This window comes from Microcoleus sp. LAD1_D3 (assembly GCF_036702135.1).
In the GTDB taxonomy this organism is placed as follows: domain Bacteria; phylum Cyanobacteriota; class Cyanobacteriia; order Cyanobacteriales; family Microcoleaceae; genus Microcoleus.
The window spans coordinates 33,688-52,079 of sequence record NZ_JAUBSB010000032.1 but is presented as its reverse complement, the minus strand read 5'-3'; the positions used below and the strand labels follow the sequence as shown (position 1 = coordinate 52,079).

Annotated in this window: 15 protein-coding genes and 2 pseudogenes; 7 read left to right on the top strand and 10 right to left on the bottom strand. The window is 46.2% G+C overall.

All coding sequences use genetic code 11. From position 1 onward, the window contains the following. Positions 1–139: 139 nt before the first annotated feature. From QUA74_RS18335 to QUA74_RS18320, 4 genes and pseudogenes are all read left to right on the top strand, one after another. Positions 140–2,260 carry a phosphodiester glycosidase family protein gene (locus tag QUA74_RS18335; protein WP_333331912.1) on the top strand — a complete coding sequence of 707 codons (2,121 nt, stop codon included), beginning with the start codon at positions 140–142 and terminating at the stop codon, positions 2,258–2,260. Positions 2,261–2,381: 121 nt separating this feature from the next. Continuing rightward, positions 2,382–2,702: pseudogene (locus QUA74_RS18330) on the top strand (IS1 family transposase); the annotation flags it as partial. Positions 2,703–2,924: 222 nt separating this feature from the next. Further along, positions 2,925–3,797 (top strand): MBL fold metallo-hydrolase, encoded by an 873-nt coding sequence (locus tag QUA74_RS18325; protein WP_333331909.1) that lies wholly within the window; start codon positions 2,925–2,927, stop codon positions 3,795–3,797. Positions 3,798–3,917: 120 nt separating this feature from the next. Next, positions 3,918–4,172 (top strand): annotated as a pseudogene (locus QUA74_RS18320) (IS1 family transposase); the annotation flags it as partial. A gap of 236 nt (positions 4,173–4,408) precedes the next feature. Here QUA74_RS18320 and QUA74_RS18315 read toward each other — a convergent pair. Continuing rightward, positions 4,409–5,647 (bottom strand): HhoA/HhoB/HtrA family serine endopeptidase, encoded by a 1,239-nt coding sequence (locus QUA74_RS18315; RefSeq protein WP_445302154.1) that lies wholly within the window; start codon positions 5,645–5,647, stop codon positions 4,409–4,411. Between the two features lie 130 nt (positions 5,648–5,777). On the opposite strand from QUA74_RS18315, the gene QUA74_RS18310 reads away from it, so the two are divergent. Beyond that, positions 5,778–5,906, top strand: a complete 129-nt coding sequence (locus QUA74_RS18310) for a hypothetical protein (RefSeq protein ID WP_333331903.1) — start codon at positions 5,778–5,780, stop codon at positions 5,904–5,906. Between the two features lie 448 nt (positions 5,907–6,354). On the opposite strand, the gene QUA74_RS18305 is transcribed toward QUA74_RS18310, so the two are convergent. The 9 genes from QUA74_RS18305 to nfi all read right to left on the bottom strand — a co-directional run bounded on the left by QUA74_RS18305 (position 6,355) and on the right by nfi (position 16,714). After that, positions 6,355–7,437, bottom strand: a complete 1,083-nt coding sequence (locus QUA74_RS18305) for an AI-2E family transporter (protein ID WP_333331900.1) — start codon at positions 7,435–7,437, stop codon at positions 6,355–6,357. A 261-nt stretch (positions 7,438–7,698) separates the two neighbouring features. Next, positions 7,699–8,769 carry a D-alanine--D-alanine ligase family protein gene (locus QUA74_RS18300; protein WP_333331897.1) on the bottom strand — a complete coding sequence of 357 codons (1,071 nt, stop codon included), beginning with the start codon at positions 8,767–8,769 and terminating at the stop codon, positions 7,699–7,701. A gap of 201 nt (positions 8,770–8,970) precedes the next feature. Next, complete coding sequence (gene miaB, locus QUA74_RS18295) at positions 8,971–10,311, bottom strand: tRNA (N6-isopentenyl adenosine(37)-C2)-methylthiotransferase MiaB (RefSeq protein ID WP_333331894.1); 1,341 nt, start codon at positions 10,309–10,311, stop codon at positions 8,971–8,973. A gap of 193 nt (positions 10,312–10,504) precedes the next feature. After that, positions 10,505–11,656 (bottom strand): DNA cytosine methyltransferase, encoded by a 1,152-nt coding sequence (locus QUA74_RS18290; RefSeq protein ID WP_333331889.1) that lies wholly within the window; start codon positions 11,654–11,656, stop codon positions 10,505–10,507. 118 nt (positions 11,657–11,774) lie between these two features. Next, entirely contained in the window at positions 11,775–12,203 is a 429-nt protein-coding gene (locus QUA74_RS18285; protein ID WP_333331886.1) for a hypothetical protein, read from the bottom strand. A gap of 59 nt (positions 12,204–12,262) precedes the next feature. Continuing rightward, positions 12,263–14,266, bottom strand: a complete 2,004-nt coding sequence (locus tag QUA74_RS18280; protein WP_333331883.1) for an FHA domain-containing protein — start codon at positions 14,264–14,266, stop codon at positions 12,263–12,265. A 104-nt stretch (positions 14,267–14,370) separates the two neighbouring features. After that, the gene (locus tag QUA74_RS18275; RefSeq protein ID WP_333331880.1) at positions 14,371–14,901 is read right to left on the bottom strand and encodes an FHA domain-containing protein; all 531 of its coding nucleotides are present in this window, start codon (positions 14,899–14,901) and stop codon (positions 14,371–14,373) included. Positions 14,902–15,378: 477 nt separating this feature from the next. Beyond that, the gene (locus QUA74_RS18270) at positions 15,379–15,609 is read right to left on the bottom strand and encodes a KGG domain-containing protein (protein WP_006631632.1); all 231 of its coding nucleotides are present in this window, start codon (positions 15,607–15,609) and stop codon (positions 15,379–15,381) included. 451 nt (positions 15,610–16,060) lie between these two features. Then, the gene (gene nfi / locus QUA74_RS18265; protein ID WP_333331877.1) at positions 16,061–16,714 is read right to left on the bottom strand and encodes a deoxyribonuclease V; all 654 of its coding nucleotides are present in this window, start codon (positions 16,712–16,714) and stop codon (positions 16,061–16,063) included. A 663-nt stretch (positions 16,715–17,377) separates the two neighbouring features. On the opposite strand from nfi, the gene QUA74_RS18260 reads away from it, so the two are divergent. Beyond that, positions 17,378–17,533: a hypothetical protein gene (locus QUA74_RS18260; protein ID WP_333331874.1), complete on the top strand. Its 156-nt coding sequence runs from the start codon at positions 17,378–17,380 to the stop codon at positions 17,531–17,533. Then, positions 17,520–18,203 carry a prohibitin family protein gene (locus QUA74_RS18255; RefSeq protein ID WP_333331872.1) on the top strand — a complete coding sequence of 228 codons (684 nt, stop codon included), beginning with the start codon at positions 17,520–17,522 and terminating at the stop codon, positions 18,201–18,203. Before QUA74_RS18260 ends, QUA74_RS18255 begins: the two co-directional genes overlap by 14 nt. Positions 18,204–18,392: the final 189 nt, after the last annotated feature.

The following is an 18,392-nucleotide window of genomic DNA, read 5'->3' as shown; positions in this document are numbered from 1 at the left end:
AGTACGGCTTTAGCGCCATTAGCGCCGTTTAGTAAGAAGAAACATACGGATATTCCGAGTTTCTAGATACCCATGCGTTTAGGAATGAAATTGTGAGTTGTAAGCTGTGAAATGTAATTTGTCCTGTTGGCGTTCAATATTGTCAGTTTCGATTTTACCCGTACTGGCGATCGCCCCGTCTTTGCTCTGGAATCCACCCGGAAGAGCACAACAGGGGGAGAGGGCTGGGCTGATTCATGCTTCGATCTCCCGCCAGGGAATGAATTCCCTGGCTGATAGCGAAAGTCGGTTGAAACCGACTGAAATATTGAGCGATAGTTCTCTTGAGAAAACTTTAACTATGAGACAGGGGTTGAAACCCCTGTCGGACTCTAGGCTTTTGGCTCAATCTGTACCGGCATCTTCGATAATTAGACAAGGCCGCCAAGTTTCTCTAAACGGCCGCATTCTGCCCCTAGCTTGGACTCAGCAGCCGACAAACAGCACTTCTGCGAATTTCCGAACTTGGATTGCTGATGTTGGATTGATGCAAAGTGCGGGAGTGGATTTGCTCAGCAGCGCCGACAGTGCCAAACAACCAGTGCAGTGGTTTTCCGTATCTTTAATCGGCGCTCAAAGCTTAGCAGCGCGGGCAACAGGCTCGTATCGTTACTTAGATGTTACCGATTTTGCTAGACTTGCGGGCTGGGAGATATCTGCTGATGGGAATATTTTAAAAATTACTTCTCAAACTGCAAGTGTTACCGGAATTCGGCAAGCAGAAATAGAATCGGGCGATCGCATTGTAGTAGATCTCGATCGACCAACTCCCTGGCAAGTCCACTTTGTCGATAAACCAAGCCCGTCGCCGACACCCACACCCAACCCCCCCGACGACCCCACAAAGCCCGCTATCTCACCGAGAACCCCCGCAGCGCCAAACCTTGAAACACCAGACGACCCGACCAAACCCACTCTCCCGCTGCAAATAACGCCATTACAGCCGATCGCCGGTCAAGAATGGTCGATCGCGATCGATGCCAAAGTCGCTCCCGCTTTACTTCAGGGCACTTTTCAAACCAGCAAACAATTGCTATCACTAAAAGTCGAACCTGACGGCGCTCAAACCAAAGTCAAAGTGAAGATTCCTTTAGGTTGGCGGCCACAAGTTTTCAGCCTGGGAAATCCCTATCGATTAGTTATCGACATTCGGCCAGATTCGTTAGTAGAAAAAAACATTGTTTGGGCGCCCGGTGTGCAGTGGCGGCAGCAGTATCAAAATTTAGGAACTGCTCGTTTTCCAGTAGTTTGTTTAGAAGTTAATCCGCGTCAACCCGGTGTAAAGATTCGACCAATTCTCAGCAATCCGCCTGCCGAGCAAGGCACTGCACCTTTATTGCAAACAGCAGAAGTTTCGGGTGCGGTTGCTGCGATTAATGCAGGTTTTTTCAATCGAATTAATCGCTTAGCTTTAGGGGCAATTCGGCGGGACAATAAATGGCTTTCCGGGCCGATATTGAACCGGGGGGCGATCGCCTGGAACGATGGCGGAGAATTTGCGATCGATCGTTTAACTTTGCAAGAAACTTTGATCACTCCGACCAATCAACCTTTGCCCGTTTCTCATCTCAATAGTGCCTACGTACAACCGGGAATAGGTCGCTACACTCCTGATTGGGGAACAACTTATACTCCGTTGTCTGGCAATGAAATAGTTGTGACAGTTGCGGGCGATTCCCTACGGGATAGCTTCGCTTCACGAGTTGTCAGCCAATCCCCCGGAGGTGCGCCAGGAACAACAACTTTTCCCATTCCAGCTAACGGTTATATTTTGGTTTTACGTTCGGATTTTTCTCCTGTACCTCAACTTTCGATCGGCACTTTATTGCGTTTAGAAACTAACACTTTTCCTGATGATTTTAACCGTTTCCCTTACATTCTCGGCGGCGGGCCGGTGTTAGTTCAAAACAGTCGAGTTGTGCTGGATGCGAAGGCGGAAGGGTTTAGTGATGCCTATGTTCGACAGACAGCAATTAGAAGTGCGATCGGGCGAAATGCTGCGGGGAATTTGCTGATTGTAGCGGTGCATAATCGTGCGGGCGGGGCGGGGCCAAATTTCGCAGAACTGGCGCAGATATTGCAGCAAATGGGTGCTGTGGAGGCTTTAAATTTGGATGGGGGAAGTTCGACGAGTTTGTATTTGGGAGGTAGTTTGCTCGATCGACCTCCGTCAACTGCTGCGAGAGTTCATAATGCGATCGGCATTTTCATTCAACCATAAGTAGTTAATCTTCGACATTAATTTTCGGCGGTTAGAAACCCCTACTACACAAACAAAGTCCACCTAAGTAGGTAGGGGGGAAAATTTATCTTTTTAAACTTAAATTTAACACGTTGTGTACCTAGGAAACCATAGTGCCAAAACATTTGAGCCTTTATGCGAGTTAGTTAGTCAATGGCAATGCTATTTTTATGTCACCGATGGCCCGAAAGTTTATCCAATATCGATTTCCGCAGGAAACCAAATTATTTGTAAAATTTACATGACCCGAGTTGAAGGTGAAAACACAAGATTAAGACATGATCTAGCTCGACTGCACCGAAAAACTCTGTGTTATTCTAACTTAGACCACAAGTTGCTCAGATATTCTATCAAGTTATTCATTCATTATCTGAAATTCGAGGATGTGCCGATTCCCTATTCAAGTAATTATTCATTTTAAGCAGTATTCAATCCCCTCTATTTATATGTCATACCTCTATTCAGCAACGCCGAAAATTTATCTTTTGTGGAACGGGTACCAGAACCCGTTAAGCGAGAATGGTGCAAGATGTGAGTTTTAACCGACTTGTGCTGTGAGACGGTTTCAACCCCCGTCGGGATGTCCGCAGTTCTAGTTATAGTAAGTTACCATAATTTATATGGGTTATTAAGAGGTAGAAAAATGGCTAACATTAATCGGAGGCGTGCTGAAAATGTTAACGGTAACTTTTATGTAGACAGTACCTGCATTGACTGTGATACTTGTCGGTGGATGGCACCTGAAGTATTTACTCAAGAGGGAGAACAGTCTGCAGTTTACCACCAACCAACTAACGAGATGGAAGAAAGGCGATCGCTCGCGGCTCTTTTGTCTTGTCCCACAAGTTCGATCGGGACTGTAGAAAAACCCAAAAGCATCAAAGAAGCCCAGCGAATGTTGCCCGCACTCGTAGCAGAAAATGTCTATCACTGTGGCTACCACTCAAAGAAATCCTACGCCGCCGCCAGCTATTTAATTGTCCGCCCCGAAGGAAACATTTTAGTGGATTCTCCCCGTTTTGTGCCGCCGCTAGTTAAAAATATCGAAGCAATGGGTGGCATTCGCTATCTGTACTTGACTCACCGCGACGACGTAGCAGATCATCAACAATACCACGATCATTTTGGGTGCGATCGCATTCTCCATGCGGACGAAGTTAACGCGGGGACTCGCAGTGTAGAAATTCAATTTTCTGGTAGGAAATCGCCTCAAATCGCAGAGGATTTGTTGATTATTTCTGTTCCAGGTCACACGAAAGGTCACACTGTTTTGCTTTACAATAACAAGTTTTTGTTCAGCGGCGATCATCTTGCTTGGTCGGAAAGTTTGCAGCAGCTAGTTGGCTTTCGCGATGTCTGTTGGTATTCTTGGCCGGAACAAATCAAATCTATGCAGAATTTGGCTAATTACTCATTTGAATGGGTGTTGCCGGGACACGGCCGCAGGTATAATGCCGATCGACAAACAATGAGGAATCAAATGCAACAGTGTATTGCTTGGATGCTTGATGCTTAATGCGATCGGGTTCATCACTCCGACTCAGCCAGATTCAGTTGACCCCGGTAGCCTGTGAAAATCAGACTGCCATCTTTCAGAATATGAATCTCCCTCAGATCGCTCGCCGAAGTGAGTGCTAGGAAATTCATAGAATGCTACCAACCCCATAAGGGTTACTCTCAAGGAGTTAAGCATGAATGTCTAAAAATGTATGTCAATGGTATGGGTTTTCGAGCGAGAGAGAGAATCAAAGGTGTTCATCATACGACAATAATTAATTGGGTCAAACAGGTGAAAGAACTTCTACCACAGGCTTACGAAGCAGACACAATTCCCGATGTCGGAGAACTAGATGAATTAGAAACATTTAGTGGCTCAAAAAAAAATATCATACCTGAATTCAGCAACGCCAATTTTTTTTGTGGAACAGGCCGGAAAGCGTGTTCATAAAAGGATTATTGACAATGGTGCAACATAATGAGTTTTAACTCACCTCTTGCACCATTCTCGCTTAACGGGCTCTGGGGCCCGTTCCACAAAAGATAAATTTTCTTGTGGAACAGGCCGAAAAGCCTGTTCATAAAAGAATTATTGACAATGGTGCAAGATATAAGTTTGAATCAACTATTCTACTGCTGCTGATCCGCTGGAAAAGCACCCGCTTTAACCGCCACAGTAACAGGTTGTCCGCCGCGGCTCAATTCAAGCTGCAGATCGCTGCCCACTGTAGTTTTCTCGACAATTTGCTGTACGCTGCCAGCATCACTGACTTCTGTACCGTTGATTTTCTTGATCACATCGGCAAGGCGAACTCCAGCTTGTGCCGCCGGAGAATTTCTCGCAACTCCCAAAACTAACACGCCTTTATCTTCAGTCAGCCTCAATTTGGTGTTGGGATTGTTATTAAATTCTCTCTTGATTGCGGGAGTAATGCTCAACATCCGAACGCCGAGATAAGGATGTTCGGCTTTTCCGGTTGTTACTAATTGGTCGGCAATTTGTTGTGCTCGATCGATCGGAATAGCAAAACCCAATCCTTGAGCACCTTGAATAATCGCCGTATTCATGCCGATAACTTGACCGCGCTGGTTCAGCAGCGGGCCACCGGAATTGCCGGGATTGATCGCAGCATCGGTTTGAATAAAGCTGACGCGCTTGTCAGGAACACCGACATCGGCGCTAGAACGGCCTGTAGCGCTAATAATGCCCACAGTCACAGTATTGTCCAAACCGAGGGGATTACCGATCGCGATCGCCCATTCTCCCGGCTCTAATTCTTCAGATTTGCCCAAACTCACCACAGGCAAATTGTTAGCTTCAATTTTAACAACAGCCACATCAGTAACTGTATCTACGCCTAAAACTTTGCCGACAAATTCGCGGCCATCCTTCAGTTTTACCGTCACCGTATCCGCGCGGTCAACGACGTGAGCGTTAGTCAAAATGCGACCGTCAGAACCAAAAATAAAACCCGAACCAGAACCCCGTTCTACTCGATTTCCCGGTGCAATCGGAGATTCGGAACCGAAGAAGCGGCGGAATTGCTCAGGTATCTCATCAGGAACTTGGTTCGTCACCGTGCGAGAAGAGTTGATCCGCACCACCGCCGGGCCGACTTCCTGCACTACTTTAGTGACAAAATTAGAGTCTTGAGAGGGCAGTATATTTGCAGGCAATGCTGAGATTTGCGCTGTACTTGAAGGTTCAGCTTGAATGGCGTTAGAACTTCCAGGAACTTGAGAAGTTAGGGCGTTGCACCCAACAGTTGCGGTGGAGCCGAGCAAAATGAGGGATAAAAAAGCAAGTTTTTTAGGCAAATAAAAACGGCTAGAACGCTGAGCAGAAGCAGGCATTTTTTGGGTTGACATAGTATTAATTTGGTGAGAGTTAGAGGGAGAGTTATAATTAGGGTTTTGCATTTTTAGCACCTACTGTAATTAAGTTAGAAGTAAAGGCTCTTTAATTTTAATTCAAGCATTTATACTATCTGGTTGACTGGTGGGGTTTACCCTACAAGCTGGGGTAGAAACCGGACAGTCGCAGGCAAATAGTCTGTGGATTCGAGCTTTGGAGTGCGATCGAGCTAGGTCGGCACTGGTGAATTGCTGTCTGAGTGCGATAATATAAACTACGGTAGCCAGCTCGCATATTCCGCATTTCCCGCGAAAATTTCACAGGATTGATATCCGAAGTCAACAACAATCCTGGACTCAAAAAACCCAGGTTTCTACGCAAAATATTCGTTGTGAGCGATCGACGTTAACGTAGAAAGGGGAGCATCTGACTTTTGCAGCCAAGGTAGAAATTGGAGTTGGGAGCCAGCAGCCAGGAGGAAAGAGGAAGAAGGAAAGAGCCAGAAGAAGTGTTTTTACAAATATGAGAGGCTCCCGTAGAAACGAGATTTTTGACCCCGCCTGCATCGAGGAAGGATAGCAGCTAAAGCACCGGAAAGCCTCACCCTAAAGCAGGAAGTAAAAAACCTCTAAAGCCTCAAGCTAAAGTACCAACTAAACCTAAGTCAAAATAGCCTGCAAAAACTCTCTTCAAATCTCAAATTTGAACCTATGGAGGAATTTTATTGCTCCATAGGTTCAATGGAACTAACCGAATCGATTTCCCTCGACTTGTTCCTCGAACTCTCCAAAATATCAACAGTATTCTTAATAAAACCAGCCAGAGGCACAGCCACTAACAAACCTGCTACTCCTGCCACCTTAACCCCCACCAGCAGCGCCACTAAAATCCACACAGGATTGAGACCGATAAAACCGCCTAATAACCGAGGAGCAACGCCGCTTTCAATTATTTGCTCAATTACTGTAGCGACAGCTAAAACTGTGACGCCGAGCCAAAAGTTGTTTAATGTAATCAGCAAACTGACAATGCAAATACTGAAAGGTGCCCCGAAGGGAATTATGGTCATTACACCCACACCCAAACCAAACAGCAGTCCGAAGGGAACTCGCAAAATTAAAAAAGCAACAGTGATAGAGAGTCCCATCAAACCCGCCAAAGTTGCTTGCCCGACGAAGTAGTTGTGGAAGCTGCGCGCCAGCAACTCTCGCAATTGAAGGTTCAGCTTGGAGGGAAACCATTTAAACAATCCTTCCCACACGCGATCGCCATGCAAGAGTAAGTAGAATGTCACGACTATTGTCAGGAGGAAATTCAACAGACTGTCTGCTGCACCCAAGCCAAATTTGAGAATTTCGCCAGTGAGAGACTGCAATTGAGATGAAAGTCGATCGCTCAATTGGGTAGTCAAACCGCTAACATCAATGCGGAGATTGCGATTTTCCGCCCAATTGTGGAATGCTTCAATCTGTTCTGTGCCAGAAACTATCCAAGTCGGCAGTCGGGTGGCGAGTTCAGTAATTTGGGTCAGCAGAATGGGAGCCAGAGTCAGACCTAAAACCACCAATAGCAGTAAAGTCAAAAACAATACCGATAAAACTGCTCGATCGCGCTTCAAGCCGTATCTGTGCAGAAAGCGCACTGGATAATCTAGCAAAAAAGACAGCACTGTAGCCACTACCAAAACTGTAATCAGGGCGCGAAAATATTCAAAGACTAGGAGGACTAACCAGCAGTTGAGTACCGCTAGGGGAAATACCAGTCCGTAAGTCCACCACTGCGGCAGTTGAGTGAAACGTCTCATCTAAGTTAACCGAGTTAAAATTTGAGATGCAAGATGTGAGATTGACACTGCTATTCGCCCTTCTCCGTTAACCATTTTATGTTGCATTTATTTATACCCGACCGCTGAAAATTCCCAGTTGCTCGACCCGCAGCGGAAATTGGGTTGCTGGCAGGCAGTGCCTGCCACAACCATGTTATATCGTTTCCGCTGGTATGGATATATCACCTGCGAAAAAAATATTTTTTGCTGTTGGCAAGGCAGCAGTTTGCAGCGCGCGATTCAACCTTTTTCCCCGTGCCGTTCGAGAGCTAGTTGAATTAAACGATCTACTAATTCAGGGAAAGAAATGCCGTCCGCTGCCCACATTTGCGGATACATACTGGTAGCTGTAAAGCCGGGAAAAGTGTTGATTTCGTTAATCAAAACTTCTCCGGTTGATTCAATGTAGAAAAAGTCTACTCGCGCTAAACCTGCTGCGTCTATAGCCAAAAATGCTTGCACTGCCATTTCTTGGATTTGCGAGACGATCGCACCGCTGACTTTTGCCGGGATTGAGCAGTCGGCTTGTCCCTGGGTATATTTAGTTTCGTAGTCGTAGAAATCGCTTTGAAAAGTAATTTCTCCCACCGTTGAAGCTTGGGGATTATCGTTACCCAAAACTGCACATTCTAATTCTCTAGCAACCACACCCGCTTCGACAATTATCCGCCTATCGTAGCTGGCGGCGCTATCGAGTGCTGCTTCTAACTCAGCGCGCGATCGAGCTTTAGAAATCCCCACAGACGAACCCAAATTAGCGGGTTTTACAAAGCAAGGATAGCCCAAATCCGCTTCAATTTTATCACAAAGTTTGGGGAAAACGCAAGGATTAGACCAGATTTCGGAACGGTTGACAGCGATGTATTTTACCTGCGGCAAACCAGCCTGAGCAAAAGCCATTTTCATGGCAATTTTATCCATTCCCAGCGCCGAACCTAAAACCCCGGAACCGACAAAAGGAACTTGCAATAATTTCAGCAATCCTTGCACCGTACCGTCTTCGCCGTTTGGCCCGTGCAAAACAGGGAACCAAACATCTACAGCATTAAAATTAGGAAACTGTGCAGCGGAAGAGTCGTTTTGTCCTGTTTGTTCCTCTATTTCCAGAGGTTTTCCGGTGGCTAAGATTTCTTGAGGTAATGTTCCCGACAGCCAGCGGCCGTTTTTTTGGATGTAAAAGGGCAGAACTTCGTATTTAGAGGCATTTTCCTCAGCAGCGAGGGCACGGGCGATCGCCCGCGCCGAACTAATTGAGACTTCGTGTTCGCCCGATCGCCCCCCGAACAATAGCCCGATCCGCATCTTTGTCATTTTTCAATACTCCTAGCACTTTTTGACAAATATACACGCAGTTAGCGCAGCCAACGCAGAAACGAACAGCCTTAAAACTACTTATCTCCTCCCTCCCACTCTTCCTCTGTGTTCTCTGCGCTCTCTGCGGTAAAAAAAATTACATCTTCTTTCTTAGAAGAGTTCACCAGTAAGCCGTCCCCTATCTCATTCCGGTGCTATTTAAAGCATTTCCCCTGTCAAACTAAAAGCGCGAATATCTGTAATTTTAACCCGCACAATTTGACCCGCCAATTCCGCAATATCGCCCTTAAAAAATGTGAGACGATTGCCGCGAGTGCGCCCCATCACCTGAGTTGAATCTTTGAGATTTTGAACTTCCACCAAAACCTCTTCAGTGCGTCCGAAATAGCGCTGCGATCGTTCCATCGCCGTTGTTGTGACTACATGATTGATTCGTTGCAGGCGATCGGCTTTCACCTCCTCACTCAACTGATTTTCCCACAAAGCCGCCGGCGTCCCCGGACGAGGCGAATAAGCCGCAGTATTCACCAAATCGAAACCAACATCTTCGATCAACTTCAAAGTCTTCTCAAACTGCGCTTCCGTCTCCCCAGGAAAACCGACAATCGCATCCGCAGTAATCGAAGCATCCGGCATATAACGGCGAATTGTATCAATAATCCGGCGGTATTTTTCTTGAGTATAACCCCGCGACATCGCCTTCAAAATATCATTATCTCCCGACTGAAAAGGAATGTGGAAATGTTCGCAAACCTGCGGTAATTCCGCACAAGCCTTAATCAATCTCTCCGTAAAATAGCGCGGGTGGCTAGTAGCAAATCTGAGGCGATCGACACCAGGCACATCCTGCAAAAAATAAAGCAAATCCGTCAAAGTATGCTGGTTGCTGCCGCCCGGTTTGGTCCCCGGCAAATCCCGTCCATAAGCATCAATATTTTGCCCCAACAAAGTCACCTCCTTGTAACCTTGACGGCCCAAATCCTCCATTTCAGCGCGAATAGCCTCCGGCATTCGCGACTGTTCAACCCCGCGAACATTCGGGACAACACAATAAGTGCAGCGTTCATTGCACCCATAAATTACATTCACCCAAGCAGTCACCTTGCTGTCGCGGCGCGGCTTAGTAATATCCTCCATAATCTCAACAGCTTCAGTCGCGACAACTTGATTGCCCTCAAAAACTTGTTCCAGCAAATCTTCAAGTCGGTTAGCGTGTTGTGGCCCCATTACTAAGTCTAATTCCGGCACTCTCCGCAGCAGCGCTTCACCTTCCTGCTGCGCCACGCATCCAGCTACAATTAAAGTTAAACCCGGTTCTTGGCGCTTGCGATGAGCTTGCCTTCCGAGGTTAGAATAAACTCTTTGTTCGGCATTATCGCGAATCGTGCAAGTATTGTAGAGAATCAAGCTAGCTTCGTTCGGGTCTTCCGAGAACTCAAAGCCCATATTTTCGAGAATGCCGGCCATCCGTTCCGAGTCGGCTTTATTCATCTGGCATCCGAAAGTAGTGATGTGGTAGCGGCGGGGTTTAACGGTCATGGCGAATTGCAGGCAATAAAAAATATAGGTTTTCAACCTTAACAATTTATTATAACACTTCTATGTTAAACGAGATACGTCTGGTAATTGGAATTTTTAGTAATTGTAGGGTGTGCAATGCGTACCTTACCCTACAAATAGCTTTATACCCCAGACAAATTATGCGAAGTCGGTATCTGGCTATTCTGTTTTTTTAGTGAGATAAAAACTGTAAAATTGTTTTGGCAATACCTTGTGCAGCCAAATAAGGAACCCCATTGCCAACAGTTTTAAACATATTAGTCAACGTCATCTTGGCCGGCAGTACAAAATCTTTAGGCAGTGACTGAATAGCCAGTGTTTCTGCAACAGAAAGCCGGCGAAGTTTGTAAGGGTGCAAGTGAACTTCGTTATTGCCGTAACAAGCTGTCGGCGAATAACGCCACCGATGCAAGCGCTTGTAAGATTTTTTTGAATCATCTCCTTCATCAACGGAAGCAAATCGCTTAATGCCAGCTTTGGGTTGAAAATAATGTTGGGCATTGGGATGGTTTACAACATCATTTTTTTGAAACCAAAACTCAACCGTTAAATTTTGGGGCAGGTCATCAGGACAAGGCAAGAAGTTATCGGCTGCAAAGGCATTTCTCTCAGGCCAAGGATGAGAAAAAACTTCTGATTTGGGATATAATATATGACTTAGCCAGGGAAATAATTTTTCCGGTAACATTTGGGTTTTTGGGTCTAGGGAAAAACCTAAATTTTTGATTAGATTGTTTCTAAAGCCAATCAAAATAATTCTGTCTCTATCTTGTGGTACACCGTATTCTATCGCATTAATTAAACGTTCGGCAAAAACGTATCCCGAATCAGCCAACTGATGTTTTAGTTTGTCGTAAAAAGATTTATGTTTTTTGGTTCTCCACAAACCTTTTACATTTTCAACTAAAAAGAAATCTGGCTGCTGCTGACAAATTAATTCAATGTACGAAGCAGAAAGTTGACCTTTATCTCCTTCTTGACCTCGGTTTTTACCACCAATAGAAAAGTCAGGACAAGGCGGCCCCGCGATAAATCCCACAATATCGTGATGCTTGCGGGCATCCTGCATCAATTCCCGCAGGCGAAAAGCTGGTTCTCCCCCTACAAGTCGAGTTACATCTGCTTCCTCTCCTTCGCAATATCCGTATTCTGGTAGCGGCAAATTCAGGCACTGCCGAGAATAACGATATGCTTGCATGAAAGGTGGGAAAATTTCATTGACATAGGCTACATTAAAGCCGATCGACTCAAAACCCAGATCGAGCAAGCCAGAACCCGAAAAAAATGAGAAAATACAGGGGATGGGGAATTGGGAATTGGGCATGGGGAATTGGTAATTGGTAATTGACCGGGGCGGGGCGGGTTTATGAGATTATTAATTTGAGGCGATTATTATTGGTAAAACCCGCCCCTACAGGCATCACAAAAATCACACAATATTATTACAACCATTGCCCGCCTCGGAAACGCCAGTGGGGAAACAAAATCCGCATCAGTGTTTGGGATGCCAGATAAATAGCCAGCCACACTAAACTATAATGCAATGCAAAAGCTCCCAAATCAAAATCTTGTGCAGGTATCCCCGGCAAACCGATAATTTTGATTAAAAATAACACAAAAAGTGCTTCCCAAATTCCAGCGAGTAATTGAAACGCGCCGGGCCAATCTCGATCCCAGCGAAACTGCTGGATGTAGATATATAAAGCATCCCAGCCAATGCCAAAAATCGCTACATACCCTAAAATCCCGAAAAAGATCGAGCCTGATTTACCAGCGATTAAACCTAGAAAAAATGGCAGTGTTACTAAAACGCCTACAGTTGCAAATAATAATATTCGAGTTTGCCATCGGCCAAATAAGGTGGGAGTCATTCGATTTTGGATTTTAGATTTTGGATTTTAGATTGAATGCGAAACGGTTTTGTTTCTAATCAATCAGGAGATTTATTTAAAATCCACTTCCACCACTGCACAAACGATCGCCAAACGCTCAATTTCCGCACACCCGGAACTCGGTTGGCGGCCAGACTTTCAACCGAACGCAAGGCGGCGTATTGCAAGCCCAAAAAACTGTCTACCGGCGCGTAAGCCCCCCCCAAAGTAATCGCGCCGGCTGCGTATACCCGGCCTTCTGTGTTGTTAGCAGAAGAATTACGCAATTCGGGCACTTCAAAATCGTTGTTAACACTCAGCCGGCCCAAACCGTTGAGGGGAAGATTGTATTGAACTACCAAATCGTTTAACAGGGGACTGGTTTTTACCTTAGCGTCCAAACCCGTAGCATCAATAATAAAATCAGCTTCTAACTTAATTTGCCCCTTGAGTTCCTTCTCCTGAATGTACGTCACCGTGCGGTTTTGACTGTCGCGCTCGACTCGCTCGACTTCCCCGAAGGTAATTTGATACCATCCTTGACTTAAACCTTCTTTGACAATTCGCCGCCAGTCGCTGCGCTGGGCTGTGGTAGTTCCGCCCCAGTCGGTGAGCAACTGCGGCCGAAATTCCGGGGCAGCTTTTTCCAAAAGTACGCGGAGTTCCCCGCCCCAGCAAGCTTTCGGCCAGTTGAAAGGTTGAAATTCGTAGTGATTTTCGACGCTACGCTCAGCGAGCTTAAATTTGTTACCTTGAGGTTTGGGCGATCGCATCAAATGCAATACTTGAATATTACTGTTCCGCTGTCGCGCTTCGTAAATTCGCTGCACAACGCGCGAAGCCACAATTCCCCGGCCTCTAATTAACACGCTGCCGCCGCTGGCCTCCAATTTTTCGTAAACGCCGTCGTGGCTTTCGTAAGCGTTGACAACTGACTCAAAATCCTGGGTTTTTTCGCGGTAAGCTTGCAAGTCCGGCAGAAATTGAATGGCGGGATAGCCGGTGGCTAAGTGTACGTATTGCGCGATTAAAAAAGCGTGGTCGCGGTGATCCGCATCCGATCGAGAATAAGCGATCGCGTACCTGCCGTCATCTGTCTTGCGAATTCCCCGCACTCTACCGTAGCGAAACATCTGATTCCACCCAATTCGATCGACTTCCCGGTCAATAGAATCAAACACATTCCCCGCGCGAGGGGTATAAGTTTCGGCAAAAGTCGGTTCACCAAACACCTGCCACATCAACTTCAACGACATCCCCAAACGCCCTTTGAGCAATTCCTGCCAAGCTTCCCGCAAAGCATAGGGAGGCCAGCCCCAAATGTTGTCTGGACAAGAGTCAGAATTCGATCGCAGGCGTTCCCGCAGCGGAATTTGAGAATTCAGGCACAAACGCAGATAGCGGGCGTAAGGCTGGTTTTCCATGCCCAAAACCGCAATTCGATCTGTTTTCACGCCGCAAATTCTCAGCAAATCCACCCAAATAAAGCTGCCCAAACCGCCGCCCACGGCAGCCCAATCAACTTCTGTCATAAGGAGTCCCATAGATTCGAGCGATCGCATTGACACTTGAGAAGCTTGCAAAAATGCGATCGGCGGAAATTCTCCCCTACTACCTGTTTGAGGAAGCTGCTGCACGATTTGTGGCTTCAATGCGGGGTCTGGCCCATTGGTCTGTGGATTAAAGAAAATGTGAGAATTGACCGACGGCGTTTCTGGGGAATTCACAGCAAAAGAAATGCCGATCGCGTAGGGCCCAACTTGCAGCATATCCCCGTTTGCCAGCACGCACCGGGTTTGGCCAATGCCGTTCACAAAAGTACCGTTGCGGCTGCCCGTGTCAGTGAGTACAATACTGTTACCTTCGGTGCCAATCACTGCGTGAAAGCGAGAAACTTGACTACTGCTGAGGGCAATTCGAGAAACTCGTTCCCCGTTGATTGTGGCAGGCATAGCTTCAAAAATTCGTCCCAAAGCGATGGGTAAGTCGAGTATCGGAGATCGACAATCCCCCGTAGCTGTATCTGTCCAAGTCAGTCGCAGGCGCAAGGGTGGAGAATTCATGATTATTTTTTAAACATCAGCCGTCGGCTTTGAGCTTTCTGCAAAAAAGATTTTTGAATTTGAGAGTGTTTAGCGGATAGGCCGATTTTGCCTTTTTCCAACTTTCACGGAGACAGCATTACACTCGCTGCCGCCGCCAAAGAAGTACCGCACCACGGACACCCCGCATTCAACTGTGCGTAAGGCGAAATTCGGCTGCACTTCGGACACTGCAAACCATATTTTGAAGGCCCCGTCGAGTGAAAGTTACCAGGTGCGGGAGGCCCAGACAGCAAAACTGTCTGGGGCGCGGCTACCTCCACCTCCGTCACATTCACCACCTCAATTTGCACTTGGCCTAAATGGATGTGGCTTCCCGAGTTCAATTTTGCTTCGCCTCGGGCGAGAATTTGTCCATCTACCAGTGGCGGATTGCTTTCGCGCAAATTCCGCACTGCATACTCCTGCAATTCCTGATTAAAAAATATTTCAACGTGCAGCCCCGATACGCTGGGATGCGAAAATACTATATCGCACTTCGCCGGATCGCGCCCGATCCTCACGGTTCCCGGATTTTTGCTCGGCTGTCCGTTTTGAATTGTCTGAGTTTGACGCACCCCAGCTTCTGTCCATGCTAAAGTGAGCTGGTTTGTCATGATTTTATAATTAGCTCAAAAATATAAAAAAATATTAGCTGATTTATTTTGAGGACGGACTTCCTCACCAAAAAACTTAATTAGAATTATTGACGCCGACTCGATCGAAGTTCTAAAAATATTATGTGCAGCTAAACAAAAAAGCCCTGATTTCGGGGCTTTTAGTGCTCGTATTGGCTTTTTTTGAGAGACTGACTCGCGCTTTGCCAGCTTTTCTTTCCCGCAAAATTATTGACCGCAGTGCAGCTTGGTTAAAAAATTGCCGTTCAAGATTGGCCAACTATTACTAAAAACTCATTCCTGGGGGGTTTTTACATTTACGAAGCTTTGGTGGGCTAGTGACGAATTTTGGAGGTTGGGCGATCGAACTACCTTTGGAAATTTGATCGCCCCACCTCCTCAAGCGCTGACTGTCCTAGTCCTATCTCTCACGCTGCAACTGTGCAATCTTTCATTACAGGGTCAGCCTTGAGAGACTTAAGCTTCGCTCTTGCGGCTTTTCCGGCCACCTTCGCGACCAATTTGAGCCATGTGTTCGCGATTTCTGCTGACAGCTTCGCCGCCTTTTTGACCAGCTTGTCTGGCTTCTTCAGGGGTGAATTCGTGTGCAGTTCCTTTCTCGTGTGCAGCTTTTCCGCCTTTGCTAGCAATTGCGCGCTGTTTTTCTGCATCCATAGAAGCGAATCCGCGTTTGCTTTTCTCAGCCATGACTGTCTCCTTGTTTGTTTCTGATTTTTTAGCTCGATCGCGCCTTCGCCTCCCACTGTCGTGGTTACTCCCAGTCAGTGGTGAGATATCCGACGGTAAATTATGAAACCTCATCAGACGAATCTCAGCTTTTGGTTTAACTCGCAGGATGACTCTTTCATAATTTACTAATGTGAACTAAAAATAGTTCACACCCGGCACTATAGTTAGAGCCGCCAATGTTTTAAGCTGGTTACTGTCTTTTAATCATTCTATAAACCTCCCCAACTTTTATACCTCTTTCTCAGGTATAGTCATTCTTTAGTTCGCTGGAAGGATGGAACCCAAAGCTGATTGGCAGTAGACTCAGAGGATTTTTCGACTTAACCGCGCCACCTCAAAAATTAAAAGTCCAAAGACGGATGCTTTTTTGGTCTTTTTACTTTTTTTTGCTGCCTTCGGCGCTTGCCAGTTATCCCGATGTTAGGTGGTCTGCCGATCGAGTTGTTTCTGGTAAGCGATATTTTGGCGCGCAGCGCAGGACGTACTCGATCGCACTTATCAAGTTTACCTTATGACCGATCGAAACATAAATCGGTTTTATCCCTGTTTGCGTCCTTAGCGCTGCGCCTACCGTTGATCCCTCCAGCAGCAAGGGTTGCCAACTGCCGCGGTCGAGTCCGACTTCTAAATGTTCTCCCATAAATCGATTTTTGGCAACTCCGATCGTAGGAATCCCTGTCAAAACCCCCAAATGGCACGCCAGACCGAATCTGCGGGGATGCGCTAGTCCTTGACCGTCGCACAATATCAAGTCTGGCCTCAAACTGATATTTTCCAAGGCCTCCAGGACTGCCGGCACTTCTCGAAAAGACAGAAAACCGGGAATATAAGGAAAAGTTGTAGGACTGCGAACCACAGCTTGCTGCTGCAACTGTAAGTCGGGAAAGCTCAGAACTGTTACAGCGGCCCGCGATACGTCGTTTGCACTGTCGTAGCCGACATCTACGCCTGCGACGTACCGAACTGGCGACCATTGATTTTCGGTAATAACCTCTGACCGAAGCTGTTCTTGAATGGCGATCGCCTCTTCAATTGTCTGCGGCCAAGGGTGTCGCTGCAACATTAGACTTCTATTTAACCGTTCTCATCTAAGCGTAACTTGTTTTCGGGCATTTTTAAACTCGGATTTTTATCCTTTTTCGCTATAAATTCCCAACTTGCCCAAGGAGTCTTTTTTTCTACTCAGGAGGGTTGAGCAAGGCGGGCCGAACCCAATTCTACATATAAAGTCTGTACGTCGTAGACAGAAATTTTCTCTTTCGCTTGTGCTTGCACCAACCCGCAAAGGTTTTACCGGCACGCACCTGTCATTTACCATTAAAATTTACCCAAAAATTAGCTGTTCAATTCTGAGCTTTTCGCTCTCTAGAAAGCTTTCTCTTTGCGATCGCCATTTTATTCCTTGTCGGAGAGCGAGCGAGCTATCTATTTACTTCTTCTTTATCTAAAATACTCTTCCTTGTCAAGATGATTGCAACATTTATTCATCAACAATCTCAGCAAGGTACAAGTGCCATTGTTCATACCAGAGCATCAATGTAAGGGCAATCTAACAGTTTTTTAATTTAAGAGGCTCTCCGACTATCAAACATATATGACTTTTATGAAAAAAATAAATGAATTTATAAGTTGTTATACCATGAACATGAAGTTAGAATTTTAGATAATAGCCCAGATAAAACTAACATCCAGTAACACAACCTAGCTGAGTTAACATATGAAAACCATGCAAAGTGTTCGGTACAACCTAGCTCTCTACAACGTCGGTGGCATCGTCTTCATCATCGCCGCCTTAATTTTAAGACCTTTTGCCCTCGTCGGCCCAGGGGAACGCGGCGTTATGATGCGATCTAGGCAAAGTTCAAGACGTGATTTTAGATGAAGGCATCCACCCGATTTTACCGATCGTCACCTCTGTAAAAACTCTCAGCGTCCGGGTACAAAAAACAGATCTGAAAGCAGATGCAGCCTCCAAAGATTTGCAAAGCATTACTACAGATTTGGCAGTCGACTGGAATGTTGACCCCGCCAAAGTTAATCAAGTTTTTCAACAAGTGGGAGACGAAGAACAAATTGTTACCAGCATTCTGAGTCCGGCAATTTCGGAAGTTCTCAAAGCAGCAACTTCTAAAAAAACCGCAGAAGAAATTATCACTAAGCGCACCGAACTCAAAACAGAAATCGACAACAGCCTCAAAAAGCGCTTGGAACCTTACGGCGTCATTGTCAGAGATGTTTCTTTAATAAATTTTGGCTTTTCTCCAGAATTTAGCAAAGCCATCGAATCCAAACAAATAGCAGAACAAGAAGCTAAACAAGCAGAATTTACAGTTCAAAAAGCCACCCAAGATGCTCAAGCTGAAATTAACCGTGCTAAGGGTAAAGCTGAAGCTCAACGCTTGCAGCGGCAAACTTTAACTGCCGAAATTTTGCAGCAGCAAGCGATTGAAAAATGGAACGGCCAGTTTCCGACAGTAATGGGAGGAGGGGGAACTTTGCCATTAATTAATATTGCGCCGCCGACTTCTCAAGCTGCAACTCCTGCTAAATAAGCTGCTGCGGATCGTGATGGCCAGGGCGCGGGGAGAAGGGGAGAGGGGGACAGAGTCTGAGGGGGAGAAGAATAGAGGGTTTTTCAGTGGGGAAGTGAAGAGGTGCTTTTTTAAATGCCCAACAGCAAGGGTAGAAAATACAACTAACCACTAAGGTGAAATCCCGCTTACTTAAATGCGGAGATACAA

What these genes read in the sequence shown, in the direction of transcription:
- QUA74_RS18290 (WP_333331889.1), bottom strand. Translation starts at nt 11,656, where the DNA reads ATGCCCAATTCCCAATTCCCCATCCCCTGTATTTTCTCATTTTTTTCG.
- nfi (WP_333331877.1), bottom strand. Translation starts at nt 16,714, where the DNA reads ATGTTGCAGCGACACCCTTGGCCGCAGACAATTGAAGAGGCGATCGCC.
- QUA74_RS18275 (WP_333331880.1), bottom strand. Translation starts at nt 14,901, where the DNA reads ATGACAAACCAGCTCACTTTAGCATGGACAGAAGCTGGGGTGCGTCAA.
- QUA74_RS18305 (WP_333331900.1), bottom strand. Translation starts at nt 7,437, where the DNA reads ATGAGACGTTTCACTCAACTGCCGCAGTGGTGGACTTACGGACTGGTA.
- QUA74_RS18325 (WP_333331909.1), top strand. Translation starts at nt 2,925, where the DNA reads ATGGCTAACATTAATCGGAGGCGTGCTGAAAATGTTAACGGTAACTTT.
- QUA74_RS18300 (WP_333331897.1), bottom strand. Translation starts at nt 8,769, where the DNA reads ATGACAAAGATGCGGATCGGGCTATTGTTCGGGGGGCGATCGGGCGAA.
- QUA74_RS18260 (WP_333331874.1), top strand. Translation starts at nt 17,378, where the DNA reads ATGCAAAGTGTTCGGTACAACCTAGCTCTCTACAACGTCGGTGGCATC.
- QUA74_RS18315 (WP_445302154.1), bottom strand. Translation starts at nt 5,647, where the DNA reads ATGTCAACCCAAAAAATGCCTGCTTCTGCTCAGCGTTCTAGCCGTTTT.
- QUA74_RS18280 (WP_333331883.1), bottom strand. Translation starts at nt 14,266, where the DNA reads ATGAATTCTCCACCCTTGCGCCTGCGACTGACTTGGACAGATACAGCT.
- QUA74_RS18285 (WP_333331886.1), bottom strand. Translation starts at nt 12,203, where the DNA reads ATGACTCCCACCTTATTTGGCCGATGGCAAACTCGAATATTATTATTT.
- QUA74_RS18270 (WP_006631632.1), bottom strand. Translation starts at nt 15,609, where the DNA reads ATGGCTGAGAAAAGCAAACGCGGATTCGCTTCTATGGATGCAGAAAAA.
- miaB (WP_333331894.1), bottom strand. Translation starts at nt 10,311, where the DNA reads ATGACCGTTAAACCCCGCCGCTACCACATCACTACTTTCGGATGCCAG.